The organism is Pseudopedobacter beijingensis, assembly GCF_042678145.1.
Classification (GTDB): domain Bacteria; phylum Bacteroidota; class Bacteroidia; order Sphingobacteriales; family Sphingobacteriaceae; genus Pseudopedobacter; species Pseudopedobacter beijingensis.
Map to the genome: position 1 here is coordinate 734,297 of NZ_JBHUDG010000003.1, position 14,009 is coordinate 748,305.

Annotated in this window: 14 protein-coding genes; 13 read left to right on the forward strand and 1 reads right to left on the reverse strand. The window is 36.7% G+C overall.

Going from position 1 to position 14,009, the window contains the following annotated elements; genetic code table 11:
• Positions 1–125 precede the first annotated feature (125 nt).
• Together ACFSAH_RS04925 and xerA are read left to right on the forward strand one after the other, a co-directional pair.
• A complete protein-coding gene (locus tag ACFSAH_RS04925; RefSeq protein ID WP_379661590.1) occupies positions 126–488 on the forward strand; it encodes a hypothetical protein in 363 nt (120 codons plus the stop codon).
• On the forward strand, positions 485–1,528 hold the full coding sequence (xerA, locus tag ACFSAH_RS04930) for a site-specific tyrosine recombinase/integron integrase (protein WP_379661591.1): 1,044 nt from the start codon (positions 485–487) through the stop codon (positions 1,526–1,528). The genes ACFSAH_RS04925 and xerA overlap by 4 nt, the downstream gene beginning before the upstream one ends.
• 157 nt (positions 1,529–1,685) lie before the next feature.
• Here the strand turns inward: xerA and ACFSAH_RS04935 are convergent, their stop codons facing one another.
• Entirely contained in the window at positions 1,686–3,212 is a 1,527-nt protein-coding gene (locus tag ACFSAH_RS04935) for a SulP family inorganic anion transporter (protein WP_115000917.1), read from the reverse strand.
• A gap of 468 nt (positions 3,213–3,680) precedes the next feature.
• On the opposite strand from ACFSAH_RS04935, the gene ACFSAH_RS04940 reads away from it, so the two are divergent.
• The 11 genes from ACFSAH_RS04940 (at position 3,681) to ACFSAH_RS04990 (ending at position 13,883) form a co-directional block, all read left to right on the forward strand.
• Positions 3,681–4,055 (forward strand): ArsR/SmtB family transcription factor, encoded by a 375-nt coding sequence (locus tag ACFSAH_RS04940; RefSeq protein WP_008992945.1) that lies wholly within the window; start codon positions 3,681–3,683, stop codon positions 4,053–4,055.
• On the forward strand, positions 4,052–4,651 hold the full coding sequence (gene merTP / locus ACFSAH_RS04945) for a mercuric transport protein MerTP (protein ID WP_008992944.1): 600 nt from the start codon (positions 4,052–4,054) through the stop codon (positions 4,649–4,651). Before ACFSAH_RS04940 ends, merTP begins: the two co-directional genes overlap by 4 nt.
• 1 nt (position 4,652) lies before the next feature.
• Positions 4,653–4,859, forward strand: a complete 207-nt coding sequence (locus ACFSAH_RS04950) for a GDCCVxC domain-containing (seleno)protein (protein WP_008992943.1) — start codon at positions 4,653–4,655, stop codon at positions 4,857–4,859.
• Positions 4,860–5,352: 493 nt separating this feature from the next.
• A complete protein-coding gene (locus tag ACFSAH_RS04955) occupies positions 5,353–5,943 on the forward strand; it encodes a TetR/AcrR family transcriptional regulator (RefSeq protein WP_303443237.1) in 591 nt (196 codons plus the stop codon).
• A gap of 7 nt (positions 5,944–5,950) precedes the next feature.
• Positions 5,951–6,406 carry a hypothetical protein gene (locus ACFSAH_RS04960; RefSeq protein WP_379661592.1) on the forward strand — a complete coding sequence of 152 codons (456 nt, stop codon included), beginning with the start codon at positions 5,951–5,953 and terminating at the stop codon, positions 6,404–6,406.
• Between the two features lie 12 nt (positions 6,407–6,418).
• Positions 6,419–6,979: a cytochrome b/b6 domain-containing protein gene (locus ACFSAH_RS04965; RefSeq protein WP_379661593.1), complete on the forward strand. Its 561-nt coding sequence runs from the start codon at positions 6,419–6,421 to the stop codon at positions 6,977–6,979.
• Positions 6,980–7,019: 40 nt separating this feature from the next.
• Positions 7,020–8,345 carry a TolC family protein gene (locus ACFSAH_RS04970; RefSeq protein WP_379661594.1) on the forward strand — a complete coding sequence of 442 codons (1,326 nt, stop codon included), beginning with the start codon at positions 7,020–7,022 and terminating at the stop codon, positions 8,343–8,345.
• Between the two features lie 23 nt (positions 8,346–8,368).
• The gene (locus ACFSAH_RS04975) at positions 8,369–9,424 is read left to right on the forward strand and encodes an efflux RND transporter periplasmic adaptor subunit (RefSeq protein ID WP_379661595.1); all 1,056 of its coding nucleotides are present in this window, start codon (positions 8,369–8,371) and stop codon (positions 9,422–9,424) included.
• Positions 9,425–9,435: 11 nt separating this feature from the next.
• Positions 9,436–12,534, forward strand: a complete 3,099-nt coding sequence (locus tag ACFSAH_RS04980; RefSeq protein WP_379661596.1) for an efflux RND transporter permease subunit — start codon at positions 9,436–9,438, stop codon at positions 12,532–12,534.
• 3 nt (positions 12,535–12,537) lie between these two features.
• Positions 12,538–12,987 carry a DUF2141 domain-containing protein gene (locus tag ACFSAH_RS04985; protein ID WP_379661597.1) on the forward strand — a complete coding sequence of 150 codons (450 nt, stop codon included), beginning with the start codon at positions 12,538–12,540 and terminating at the stop codon, positions 12,985–12,987.
• A 374-nt stretch (positions 12,988–13,361) separates the two neighbouring features.
• Positions 13,362–13,883 carry a hypothetical protein gene (locus ACFSAH_RS04990; RefSeq protein WP_379661598.1) on the forward strand — a complete coding sequence of 174 codons (522 nt, stop codon included), beginning with the start codon at positions 13,362–13,364 and terminating at the stop codon, positions 13,881–13,883.
• Positions 13,884–14,009 lie beyond the last annotated feature (126 nt).

Genomic DNA, 14,009 nt, shown 5'->3' on the forward strand with positions numbered 1-14,009 from the left:
GAGAAGGTTCTGGTAGCCGAGTCGGACATTATCCGTTTATACACGGCTATACCTGATTAAACCTCTTTGGCTATTCCTTTGAATATCATTGAAATATTTTTAATTTTAAATCTAAACCAAACGGTATGGAAAGACTTTGCCTCGACTGTCAGCAGCCTATCGTGGGAAGAGCCGACAAAAAGTTTTGTGATGACCAGTGCAGAACCAATTATAACAACCGCCTAAAAGCAGATGACAATAGTCCTTTAAAACATATTAACAAAATATTGCGAAAGAACTATAGTATTCTAAAAAGCTGTAATCCCGGCGGAAAAACAAAAGTAAAAAGAGAACTCCTTTTACAAAAAGGCTTTGATTTCAGTTATCATACGCACCTCTATACCACACAAAAAGGAAATACTTATTTCTTTTGTTACGACTACGGCTACCTTTTATTGGAAAAGGAGGAGGTTTTATTGGTAAAAAGAGAGGAGAAAGGAAAACCATGAGAAACTGGAGCGCAAAAATAATAGAACATGGAGGGAGTAAAAGGATTGCTGTATATTTTGAAAAGAATGCCAAATTGATTGCCAGAATAAAATGCCTTCCCGGGGCTAAATGGAGCCAAACTTTACAAGTTTGGCATTTACCAGATCATACAGCTAATAGAATTCGTTTTAACTTACCCCAAAAAGACAATGGCCTTAATCCAGATAAAAAAGAAGTTCTAACGGACTTTAGACATTACCTTATCACAAAGAGGTACAGCGAAAACACTATTAAAACTTATACAGAGGCTCTTACTTCTTTTTTAAAATATTATAATAATAAGGAAATCTCACATATAAATAACAACGATGTGATAGTTTATCAGCATGATTATATTTTAAAGAAAAAGCTCTCTGTCTCTTTCCAAAATCAGATTATCAATGCTATAAAATTGTACTTCGGAATCCTAAAGAACAACACCATCGTTGTTGAAAAGATATATCGCCCAAAACAAGAAAGGCTGTTGCCGAATGTACTTAGCAAAACTGAAATAAAAAAAATCCTGGAGGCGCATCAAAACATCAAACACAAAACCTTACTGAGCCTCATTTACAGTTGCGGGCTTCGCCGTAGCGAGTTAATTAATATGAAGCCTAGAGATGTTGATTCGCATAGAATGGTTATCATTATTAGACTGGCTAAAGGTAAAAAAGACAGGATAGTACCATTAAGTCCTAAAATATTGAGTTTGCTTCGTGATTATTATAAACAATATCGCCCTAAAGTATGGCTTTTTGAAGGTATCAAACCCGGATCTCCTTATTCAGCAAAAAGTTTACAAAACGTATTGAAACAAGCATTAGAAAAATGTAAGATTCAAAAACCCGTTACCTTGCATTGGTTGAGGCATAGTTACGCTACACATTTATTGGAAAATGGGACTGATTTGAGATATATACAGGAAATACTAGGTCATAATAGCAGTAAAACAACAGAAATTTATACTCATGTAAGCACAAAAAGCTTACAGAATGTAAAAAGTCCTTTTGATGATTTATAAAATTTATATATTTAAAAATATGTCCCAGTTTATGAGACATATATAGCCTGATTTGGCTATGTATGGGCAAGTATGTGGGACATATAAATAAGTTACCTGCAACCCTTTCCAAACACTACGCAACAAGAAAGCGACCTCGAAAAGTCGCTAAAAAAAATTATTTATCTAACATCACTTTATAAGTTGGGTCTTCAATGATATTTACTTCGATAACACTTTCTGCATTTTTCAATAATTGTCGACAGTCTTCGCTTAGATGCTTCAAATGTACTTTTTTATTTTGCTTAGCATAACGATGTGTCAAAACGTTCAACGCTTCTATTGCTGACATATCTACCACTTTACTTTCCTTAAAATCAATAATTATTTCTTCGGGGTCACCAATTACATCAAATTTTTCTGTAAAAGCTGTAGTTGAACCAAAGAAAAGTGGACCAAATATTTCGTAATGCTTTACTCCTTTATCGTCAATGTATTTTCTGGCACGTATTCTTTTAGCACTTTCCCAAGCAAAAACTAATGCTGAAATAATAACTCCTATTAAAACTGCCAATGCGAGATTGTGTAGCAACACAGTAACTAAAGCAACTAACATACCTACAAAAATGTCGTGTCGTGGCATTTTATTAATAATACGGATACTTGCCCATTCAAACGTACCTATCGCTACCATAATCATAAGTCCAGTAAGTGCAGCCATCGGAACTTTTTCAATTAAACTACTACCAAACATTATAAATACTAAAAGAGCCACAGATGCAATAATTCCAGATAATCTCGCTCTTGCTCCACTGGATACATTAATTAAGCTTTGTCCAAGCATTGCACAACCGCCCATTCCTGAAAAGAAACCCGATAAAATATTAGCCGTTCCTTGTGCCACTGCTTCTCTATTGCTATGTCCTCTTGTTTCAGTAATTTCATCAATAATATTCAAGGTCAATAAACTTTCAATCAAACCAACCCCTGCAACAATAGCCGCATACGGAAAAATGATTTGAAGTGTTTCTAAATTAAAAGGAATTTGAGGAATATGAAACGGCGGAAATCCACCTTTTATAGAAGCAATATCGCCAACAGTTTTGGTATCCAATTTTAAAAAATAAACCAACCCAAAAACCACTAAAATAGCAGTAAGGGAAGCGGGAACAGCTTTTGTAATTTTAGGCAATCCCCAAATAATAAGCATTGTTAAACCCACCAAAGCCAAGAGAATATACATATTTGAACCTGTGAGCCAATTGCCCGAAACATCTTTGAATTGGTCTAACTGCGACATAAAAATAATGATGGCTAAACCATTCACAAAACCAAAAATAACAGGATGCGGAACCAAACGGATAAGTTTTCCTAACTTTAAAAATCCTGCTAACATTTGAATAATTCCTGCCAAAATAACGGTGGCAAAAACGTATTCCACACCGTGCGTTTTTGCTAAAACAACTATGACTACTGCTATTGCACCAGTTGCACCCGAAATCATTCCGGGACGACCGCCTAAAATGGACGTAACCAAGCCCATCATAAAAGCGGCATAAAGACCCACAAGCGGAGAAAGTCCTGCAATTAAGGCAAACGCAACTGCTTCTGGAACTAAAGCCAAAGCAACGGTAATACCTGATAAAATTTCGGTTTTGTAATCTACTTTTTGTTTGAAATCAAACAAATTGATAATTTTCTGCATAAGATATTTGTATTGTAAAAATTTATAAAATGTAATTTGCACCGAAAATCAGCATTTCGGGTACACGAAAGAAACCAATAAAAGGAATTGGGAAAAAACAGCAATTAACCAACCATTAAGGCGGAGTAACTTGAGAAGATATTTGCGTTGTTTTTTTCATTGAGGTTGCAAAATTAACATTTTATGACAACTTGACAAAACAAAACTTGACAAAACCTAATAAAAAATTAGGGCAGCAGGTAACAAGGTATTGCCAAAAGCGGGGCTGAAGGAATTATATTGAACATTTTTGCTATATTTGAACTTTGGTATTTCTATTGAAGTTTGGTGCTAAAACTCCCCGCCTTCGGCAATACCCAAACCGTTAGCGGTCAGGCAATAAAACGACCCGAGAAACAAATCGGGTTATTTTTAAAATATTGTATTTTAGCATTTGCTTAAATAAACAAGTTGACTATCTTTGTGTTTATGGAAAACAATTCTTGCATAAGACAACAAGCGGACATTAAACAAATCAACCGTTGTAAAGACCGAGTTGCAGAACTCAACGGCTCGTTTGACTACTTATCGAACGGACTTGAATTGGCGGGTAACAACGTCAGACTGAAAATCCTGTTCCTGCTTTATGAAGAGAAACAACTTTGCGTTTGCGACCTGAGTGATGTTCTTGGAATGACCATTTCGGCAGTTTCTCAACACCTGCGAAAACTCAAAGACCGAAAACTCATTGAAACAGAAAGGCAAGCACAGACCATTTTCTATTCGCTGACAAACGAATACAAAAACTTGCTTGAACCGTTTTTCATAATACTTGACGAAAACAAAATTTTGGAGACAATATGAAAAAGGACAATAAACTAATCGGAGCAGGAATTTTAACGGCATTCGCTGCTTCTCTATGCTGTATTACACCAGTTTTGGCACTAATTGCAGGAACAAGCGGACTTGCTGCCTCTTTTTCGTGGCTTGAACCTTTCCGACCGTATTTAATTGGTTTGACAATTTTGGTTCTTGGTTTTGCTTGGTATCAAAAACTAAAACCGAAAAAGGAAATAGACTGTGATTGTGAAACTGATGAAAAGCCAAAATTCATTCAGAGTAAAAAGTTTTTAGGAATTGTTACAGCATTCGCAATTGTAATGCTTGCCTTTCCTTACTATGCACATATTTTCTACCCTAAGACAGAAAAACAAGTAATAGTAGTTGACAAATCAAATTTACAGACCGTTGAGTTTACTATCAGCGGAATGACTTGTGCAGGATGCGAAGAACACGTAAACCACGAAGTGAACAAACTTTCAGGAATAATCAAATCAACTGCTTCATACGAGAATGGAAACGCAATCGTTGAATTTGACAACTCAAAAACTAACATAGCCGAAATCGAAACAGCAATTAACGGAACAGGATATTCAGTAAGAGACAAAAAGGAAAAATAAAATGGAAATAAAATTGCAATCAACAATCACTTGCCCCAACTGCGGACACAAAAAAGAAGAAACAATGCCGACAGATGCTTGCCAATACTTTTACGAGTGCGAAAACTGCAAAACTGTATTGAAACCACAACAAGGAGACTGCTGTGTTTATTGCAGTTATGGGAGCGAGAAATGTCCACCAATTCAACAAGACGAGAAATGTTGCTGACCGAAGAAAAAAAGCCCGAACCGCTAACAATGTATATACAAAATAGGCGAAATAGTAGTAAAATCAAGGCTTTTGGCTCGTATCAATCTTTGTGCTTAACCGAAAGTTTAGTGCTTCGAAATCGCCTACTTTTCATATACTAACCGTTATAGCCAATGGTAGGACAACCCTCCGAACATTAACAGACAGTAACCATTTTAACAATTAAACAGCAAGTAAGCCGACACTCATTGCCTACCTTTCTGTATTTTTTATTTTTCCCACCGCACATTTTTTTAATTCAATTTTAGCCGACACGCATTGGCACATTTGGTTTTGCCCAACACACAACCCAACGCCTCACAAAACCAAAAGAGCCAAATCTTGCCAACGCTTTTAATGACGATTTGAAAGAAGTGAAAAACTTTTTTCAAGAAAATATTGTCACTTAAAAAACTATTTCTACCTTTGCGAGTGAATACTAACTAACGTGATTAGTTAGCAAACAAATAATATGGAAAAGTTCACAGATAGACAAATAGAAATAATGGAAGCTGCAACGGCTCGGATTGATGCTTACGGTATTCAAAACCTGACTATCAAAACGCTGGCTGCCGATATTGGTTTATCCGAACCGGCTTTATACCGTCATTTTAAAAGCAAGAATGATATTTTACTTGGTTTGCTCAACTATTTCATAACAGGAATGAAAAACCGCATAAGTAACATTCCTGTAAATCCTAACGCAACGGCAGGAGATGAATTGAGGGATATTTTTAAATCGCAACTGCAAACCTTTACAGATAAGCCTGCGATTGTTAGTGTCATTTTTGCGGAAAGTATTTTTCATTATGATGAGGGATTGAGTTATAAAGTTTCCGAAATAATGGAATTAATGCACCAATATGTCAATGCAAACATTGAAAAAGGACAAAAAGCAGAGCAATACGGCAAGCTAATCAATGCTTCCACGCTTACCACTATTATACTTGGAGGAATGAGAATGACCGTATTGAAATGGAAATTGTCAGGGCATAAATCCAACCTGATGAAAGACGGGAAAGCAGTTTTGGAGGGAATTTTAAAAATGATTGAAAAAAAATAATTGAGATATGAAAAAAGTAATTGTATTTGGAATGAGCCTTATGCTTTTGTGGAGCTGTAATAATTCCACTGAAAAATCAACTACACATCAGGAAACAGAAAATCACGCAGAACATCGCCACGATGAGAGTTCCGAAGCTATTGAACTCAACAATGGCGAAAAATGGTTGGTGAACGAAGAAATGAAACCCTTTGTATTGAAAGGCGAAGAACTGGTAAATGCTTATATCCAAAATAATCAGACCGATTATAAAGCATTAGCTCAACAGGTAAAAGACCAAAATAGCCAACTCATAAAAAGTTGTACAATGGGCGGAAAAAGCCACGATGAATTACACAAATGGTTGCACCCACACCTTGAAATAGTGAAGACGTTGGAAAATGAAACAGATGCAACAAAAGCAAATGAAACCGTTTTGCACCTGCAACATTCGTATCAGCACTATCATCAGTATTTTAACTAAATTTTCTTAGTGATGAAATCCCAACAAAAATTCACAATATTTCATCGGGTACTGCATTGGATAATGGCTTTTGCAATGCCTGTTTTATTCATTACAGGGTTTCTTCGTATGTATTGGATGAATAAAAACAATATTGTTGCTGTTATTGAAAGTAAAACATCGGCAATACCTAAAGAACAAATGACGGACATTGCCAAAGCGATAAGAGAACCAATGTGGCAATGGCACGAAGTTTTTGCTCACATAATGATTTTTGCCTTTTTAGCACGGATTATTTATATGCTTGTAAAAGGTATTCGTTTTCCAAATCCCTTTAAAAGCAATCAACCGCTTAAAGAACGGTTACAGGGTTTTACTTATGTGTACTTTTATCTTTTTGTTTTTATTTCGGCTGTTACAGGTATCTGTATAGAAAAAGGATTTTTACCACAATGGAAAGAAGATATTGAAACCGTACACAAATGGGGAATTTACTGGTTTCCTATTTTTATTCTTTTGCATTTGGTAGGAATTGTATTAGCTGAATTTTCTAACAAAAAAGGAATTACCTCAAAAATGATAGGAGGAGATTAAATAACTTAAAATGATAGAAAACAAAAAAATTTGCTCAATTATGTTAGTGAACACTCACAAGCTACTTGTTATTCCGTTGATATTTATCGGGTGGAATACTGTTCAGGCACAAGAAGTCTGGACACTGAAACAATGTATTGATACGGCACAGGTCTATAACAAAACCCTGCAAATCAACAGAAACCATATCCGCATCAGCGAACAAAGGGAAAAAGAAGCAAAAGCCAATCTCATTCCGAAAGTTACTGCCAATGCCGATTACAAATATTTTATGGAATTGCCTACACAGCTAATGCCGATGAATGCACTCAATCCGCAAGCACCCGAAGGGCAATTCAGAGATTTGCAATTTGGTGTTCCGCACAACATCAATGCAAATGTGCAGTTGGCAATGCCGTTGTATAATCCGCAGGTTTATGGAGCGATTGAGAATACAAGAATTGCCAACGAACTGACACAGCTTCAATTTCAAAAATCGGAAGAACAGGTTTTATACGACATCACTACGCTGTATTATAACGCTCAAATATTGAAACATCAATTGGATTTTTTGGAAAGCAATCTGATAAATACCCAAAAGCTCTTAAAGAATATGGAACTTTTGAAAGAACAGTTATTGGCAAAGGGAACAGATGTGAGTAAAGTGAAATTGCAAGCCGAGCAGTTAAATACCCAAAGGGAAAACGTTCACAATAAATACATTTCAATTCTAAATGCACTAAAACTGAATATCGGTATCCCATTGGAGCGAAATATTACCGTTGTTTCTGAAATCGAACAGCAAACCTTGACGGAAAATAATGTAGAAAATATATTGGATTTGAAGATTATTCAGACACAAAACAAACTATTGAACAGCGAATTGAGTACGTTGAACAAATCACGATTTCTACCCTCGCTTAATTTGATTGCTTCCTACGGAACAACAGGTTTTGGCTACGACAAAACCCCAAATGACTTTCTGAAATTTTATCCCATAGGCTTTGCAGGTTTGCAACTGACTTACCCGCTTTTCAACGGAACAGTTACACAGCGAAAAATCAATCAAAAAAAACTGGAAATCAGCAATAACGAATTGCAGGCTCAACTGATTGGCGATAAAAACAAAATGGAAACTGAAAATGCTTTAAGGCAAAGAACGATTGCACAGCAAACAGTCATCAATACCGAAAATCAAATCACTTTGGCTCAATCTATTTATGAGCAAACCATTTTACAACAAAAGCAAGGTACGGCAACACTTACCGATGTTTTATTGGCTGATAATGCACTTCGTGAAGCACAGCAAAATTACCTGTCGGCAGTGATAGATTATCTGAAAGCGGATTTGGAGCTAAAAAAGTTGGCAGGAACAATTAAGAATTAAAATAACGGATAAAAATCAAGAATATGAATTGGAAAAAAATAATCGGGATAATTGCTTTGATTGCAGTAATAGCACTTGTGTTTTTTAAGTTGAAAAACAATAAAGAAACTACCGAAAGCAAGGTGTATCAGTACGACAAAGAAAAACCGATTGCCGTAAGTGTGGACACCATTCGTTTGCAAAGTATTGATGACGCAAAGACTTATACAGGAACTTTTGAACCGAACAAAGAAACCAAAATTAGTGCGGACATACAGGGAAAAATCAATGCGGTTTTAGTAGATGTAGGGAGTGAAGTAAGCAAAGGACAAACGCTTATTCAATTGGATAATTCGCTATTAAAATTACAACTGCAATCAGTTGAAGTACAGATTGAGGGTTTGGAAGATGATGTAAAACGCTATACGATTTTAACGGAAGCAGATGCAGTTCAAGGTGTGCAATTGGAAAAAGCAAAATTGGGATTGAAAACTGCAAAAGTTCAGAAAGCCACTTTGTTAGAGCAAATCAGCAAAACTTCTATTAAAGCACCTTTTAACGGTATTGTAACTGCCAAACTTAATGAAGAAGGCGGTTTTGCAGCACCGGGAGTTCCGTTGTTGCAAATAACAGACATAAGCACTTTACGCTTTACAGTCAATGTTCCCGAAAATGATTTGGTAAAATTCCAAAACAACCAAACTTACAAAATCAATGCAGATGTTTATCCCGACATTTCACTTTCGGGCAAAGTATCAATGATAGGAAGCAAAGCCAATATGGGCAACAGTTTTCCAATTCAATTTCAAGTTGCAAACACCAAAAATCTAAGTATCAAATCAGGAATGTTTGGCAAAGTTAATCTTTCTGAAAGCGAACAAGAGCAAGGTATTCTTATTCCAACATCTGCCATTATGGAAGAAAATGGAATTGCAAAAGTGTATTTGATAAAAAACGGAAAAGCTGTTTTGCAAACGATAATTACTTCAAGAAATATCGGCAATAAAACGCTTGTATCAGGTGGATTAAATGAAAACGATGTCATTGTTATCAATGGTTTTATCAACCTGTTTGACGGAGCAAATATTACGACTAAATAAAATCAGCAAAAATGAATATTACAGAAATATCAATTAAACGTCCCTCGCTGATTATCGTACTTTTCAGCGTGTTTGCCCTGTTGGGAATTATCGGCTACAAGAATTTGAGCTATGAGCTGATGCCCGATTTTAATCAGCCTGTTGTGGTTATCAGAACCGTTTATCCCGGAGCAGAACCCAACGAGGTAGAAACTTCCGTTTCCCGAAAAATTGAAGATGCACTTTCCAATTTGGAGGGTGTAGATTATTTGCTTACAAAATCATTGCCTAATGCTTCTATCATTATTGCTAATCTGAAATATGGAACCGATTTAGACAAAACAATGCAGGATGCACAACGCTACATTGACAATATCAAAAAGGATTTACCTAAAGATATTCAAAATCCGGTAATGAGTAAGGTTTCGCCTAATGATTTGCCGATAATGTCGGTAAGTGCAACAAGCAATTTAGAGCCGACAGTGTTTTATCAAAAAATGAAAGACGATTACCTGCCACAAATCCAACAGCTAAAAGGAGTGGCAGAGATAACCATTTTAGGTGGAGAAGAAAGGGAAATTCAAATCAAGGTGGACAAAGAAAAATTGAAGCTCTATAAAATTTCTTTGTACCAGGTTGTGGAAGCCGTCAATCGTTCGGGGATTGATTTACCTGCCGGAAAATTGCAAACCGATACGGAAAATAATTCGGTAAGGTTAGTAGGCAAATTCAATACTATCAATGATATTCAGAATGTTCAGGTCGCAATGCCTTTTCCAAACAGTCCTGTTTATGTGAAAGATATTGCGGAAGTAACAGACGGCATTAAAGAAATTACTTCGTATAGCCGTTACAACCGTAAAAACGGTATTGGCTTAATGATTAAGAAACAAGGCGATGCCAATGCCGTTGATGTTTCTAAACTGATTAGGGAAAAATTTCAGTCCATTGAAAAACAAAATGCCAATGCAGATGTAAAATTTGTAGTTACGGACGACAGCACCGATAACACCATTGCAGCCGTTAACTCGGTGGTGTTTGACTTGATTTTAGCCGTTATTTTAGTGTCGTTGGTAATGTTGCTGTTCCTGAGAAGTTTCAGAAACTCATTGATTGTTTTGGTTGCCATTCCTACTTCCTTAATTACCGCTTTTGCCGTGATGTGGCTTTTGGGTTATACGCTCAACCTGATGACTTTGCTTGCAATGTCTTTAATCATCGGTATTTTGGTGGACGATGCTACCGTAGTTTTAGAAAATATCCAACGTCATTTGGATATGGGTAAAGAAAAAAGAACAGCAGCTATGGACGGAAGAATGGAAATCGGTTTTTCGGCATTGTCTATTACATTGGTTGATGTGGTTGTGTTTCTGCCGATTTTATTCTTACAGGTTTTTGTTGCCGATATGCTCAAACAATTTTCGGTAGTGGTTATCACATCTACGCTTACAAGTTTATTGGTAGGTTTTACTTTAACGCCTTGGCTGGCTTCACGCATCGGGAAAAAAGAAGATTTGCAGCCGACTAATATCTTCAACCGTTTTTTGCTTTGGTTTGAACATCAGTTAGACAAATTTATCAATTGGTATGGCAAAACGCTAAATTGGGTTTTACATCACAAACTTGTTTTTACAGTTTTTGTTTTGCTTCTTTTTATAGGAACAGCAGTAATGATGAAGCAAGGAATTATTGGAAAGGAACTCATTTCCACAGGCGACCAAGGGAAATTCCGTTTGGCATTAGAGTTTGATAAAAGCACTTCCATTCAGCAAAACAATTTGGTTTCAGAAAAAATAGAAAACTATATTTTGAAGCAACCCGAAGTTTCAACTGTTTTCAGCAATGTAGGCGGACCAAGCACAGGTATCGGAAGTTTGGGAGTTGGTTCTGCCAATAAAACCGAATTTACTATTCAGCTAAAATCCAGGAAAGAAACAAATAATCTTTCTACCGAAACCTTTATGCGAAAATTGCGAACTGATTTGCAAAAAGAATATTCAGGCATCAATTTTTCAATGATAGCATTAGGCTTAATTCCACGTTCTGCACCGATAGAAATTACATTAAGCGGAAGCGACTTAGACCAGGTAATGCAGACAGGTAATGACTTAAAAACAGTCATTGAAAAAATACCTGGAGCAGATAATGTGCGGCTTTCGGTAGAAGCAGGAAGCCCTGAATTAAAAGTCATTCCTGACAAAGACAAAATGCAGCGTTTAGGATTGAACACGGCTTATGTGGGAATGAATTTGCGTACCGCTTTTACAGGAAATGACGATGCCACTTTAACGGAAAACGGAACAGAATATCCTGTACGGATTTGGTTGGATAAATTCAGCCGTAAAAATTATGATGATGTAAACCAACTCAACATTATAAATCCAATGGGCATTCCGATTGAAGTTTCACAGTTTGCAACTATTGAAAGAGATAATTCGCCTTCGCTTTTAGAACGAAAAGACCGACAACCTGCCGTTACATTAACTTCCGATGCACTCGGCAGACCTTCGGGAACAGTAGCAGACGATGTCGTGGCATATCTCAAAAACAATCCCTTACCAAACGGCATACAAATGACTTGGGGAAGCGATATTAAACGGCAAAACGACAGCTTCGGGGCTTTGGGTTCAGTATTGCTGATTTCATTCTTACTGATTTATTTGATTATGGTAGCCTTATACGACAGTTACATTTATCCTTTTGTTGCCTTATTTGCCATACCCGTTGCAGCTATCGGAGCATTTTTAGCCTTGAATTTATCGTTAAGCAATTTGAGCTTATTTGCTTTGCTCGGCTTGATTATGTTAATGGGATTGGTAACAAAAAATTCCATCTTGATTGTGGACTTTACCAACCAACTGAAAGCGGAGGGGAAACATTACAAAGAAGCATTGATTACCGCAGGAAAAGAACGTATGCGACCCATTTTAATGACGACTTTATCAATGGCAATAGGAATGTTGCCCATAGCATTAGCCAGCGGAACAGCAGCCGAATGGAAAAACGGTTTGGCGTGGGTAATTATTGGAGGTTTGCTCTCTTCATTGGCATTGACGGTTTATTTAGTGCCAATGGTGTACTACGGAGTAGATAGAATGAAAGAAAAATTGGGTTCAAATAAAAAACAATAATAAATGAAAGCAACAATTTTTATTATACTGACAGTTGGGTTATGTTTTTTTCTCTGTTCGTTTTCGGGAAATCGGGCAGAAACCTACACATTGACCGTTAAGGTAGAAAAATTACAAAACTCAAAAGGCGTTGTACAGTTCGCCCTTTACAACAAAGACGGCTCAATACCTGATGAAGATTACAGAAATTATTACCGATTAGAGAAAGCGAAAATCGGAAATGGGAAAGCCGAAATTACTTTTAAAAATCTGCCCAAAGGGAAATATGCCGTGAATATTTTACACGATGAAAACAATAACGGAAAGATTGATAAAGGTTTGCTTTTACCCAAAGAGGGAATTGGATTTTCTAATTATCAGTCAATAGGGTTAAAAAACAGACCCAATTTTTCCAAAGCAAGTTTTGAATTGAACACAGACAAAACGATTAGTGTAAGGATAATTTATATGTAAGCCCCGACACAGGTGTAAGCACATTTGCAAACCGCACAAGCCGAAACACAATCCAAAGTTTGCAAAAGAGCTTATCCCTTTTCCGCCCAAACAAAATTGAATTAAAAAAAAGCTCCACCCTTTCTGAAAATAAAAAATACGCAACCGCACATCCCGACACGACAAAGACGGAGAAATGCAGTATTGACAATGGTTCACAAGGACGGTGGACAAGAACCACTGGCTATAACAAGGGCTTGGCGTAATGGCGGGTGAAGTGCTTCGTATGAACATTTGTGCTAAATTTGAACTTTGGTGCTTCGTATCAACGGCAGTGCTATAATGCCGCCACTACGCCAAGCCCCGAACCGTTAGCGGTCATTTTAAAAAAACCAATGAACAGAATAGAAGGAATACAAGACAAAAGTGATTATGAAGATTATTGGGACTTCATAAATTTTCATATTGACGGATATTGGCTTGACGAAAAACTTGACGAAATTTATCCGAACAGTATGTATAAAGGACTTATTCCGACACTTGTTTACTGGATGGAAAGAGAGGACGAAAAAGCAATCGTTTGGAAAAGAATTTTACCTAACGAAAACGAGACGACAATTTGCCCAATTCTTATGTGTCCTGACGACAATGACTTTTCTTGTACATTAATTGTTGCTGAAGTAAGAAATTGTGGAGACTTGATACAATGGAAACAAATTGGTATTGATAAAACAAAAGAATGGGAAGCTGAAAAAGTTGGCTCGACAGTAGAATGGTTTGACAAATTTGAAGAACTCAATTTTTCTAAATCAGACTATTTAACGATGCTTGAAACATTCAAACAACAACTATCAATTGACAAATTGCGAATTGAAGAACATATGAAAGAGTGGAACGACAAAAAAACGAACCGCTAATCGAGTAGACGGCTCTACCAGATGTCTGGCAGAGTGCGCCTCTCACACCACCGTACGTACGGGTCTCGTATACGGCGGTTCGTAAATTGATGGGTTGAGTTTCTTGTAAATCTCCAGCATGGGTTG

Coding starts and splice junctions, on each gene's coding strand:
- ACFSAH_RS04925 (WP_379661590.1), top strand. CDS start 126: ATGGAAAGACTTTGCCTCGACTGTCAGCAGCCTATCGTGGGAAGAGCC.
- xerA (WP_379661591.1), top strand. CDS start 485: ATGAGAAACTGGAGCGCAAAAATAATAGAACATGGAGGGAGTAAAAGG.
- ACFSAH_RS04935 (WP_115000917.1), bottom strand. CDS start 3,212: ATGCAGAAAATTATCAATTTGTTTGATTTCAAACAAAAAGTAGATTAC.
- ACFSAH_RS04940 (WP_008992945.1), top strand. CDS start 3,681: ATGGAAAACAATTCTTGCATAAGACAACAAGCGGACATTAAACAAATC.
- merTP (WP_008992944.1), top strand. CDS start 4,052: ATGAAAAAGGACAATAAACTAATCGGAGCAGGAATTTTAACGGCATTC.
- ACFSAH_RS04950 (WP_008992943.1), top strand. CDS start 4,653: ATGGAAATAAAATTGCAATCAACAATCACTTGCCCCAACTGCGGACAC.
- ACFSAH_RS04955 (WP_303443237.1), top strand. CDS start 5,353: ATGGAAAAGTTCACAGATAGACAAATAGAAATAATGGAAGCTGCAACG.
- ACFSAH_RS04960 (WP_379661592.1), top strand. CDS start 5,951: ATGAAAAAAGTAATTGTATTTGGAATGAGCCTTATGCTTTTGTGGAGC.
- ACFSAH_RS04965 (WP_379661593.1), top strand. CDS start 6,419: ATGAAATCCCAACAAAAATTCACAATATTTCATCGGGTACTGCATTGG.
- ACFSAH_RS04970 (WP_379661594.1), top strand. CDS start 7,020: ATGTTAGTGAACACTCACAAGCTACTTGTTATTCCGTTGATATTTATC.
- ACFSAH_RS04975 (WP_379661595.1), top strand. CDS start 8,369: ATGAATTGGAAAAAAATAATCGGGATAATTGCTTTGATTGCAGTAATA.
- ACFSAH_RS04980 (WP_379661596.1), top strand. CDS start 9,436: ATGAATATTACAGAAATATCAATTAAACGTCCCTCGCTGATTATCGTA.
- ACFSAH_RS04985 (WP_379661597.1), top strand. CDS start 12,538: ATGAAAGCAACAATTTTTATTATACTGACAGTTGGGTTATGTTTTTTT.
- ACFSAH_RS04990 (WP_379661598.1), top strand. CDS start 13,362: ATGAACAGAATAGAAGGAATACAAGACAAAAGTGATTATGAAGATTAT.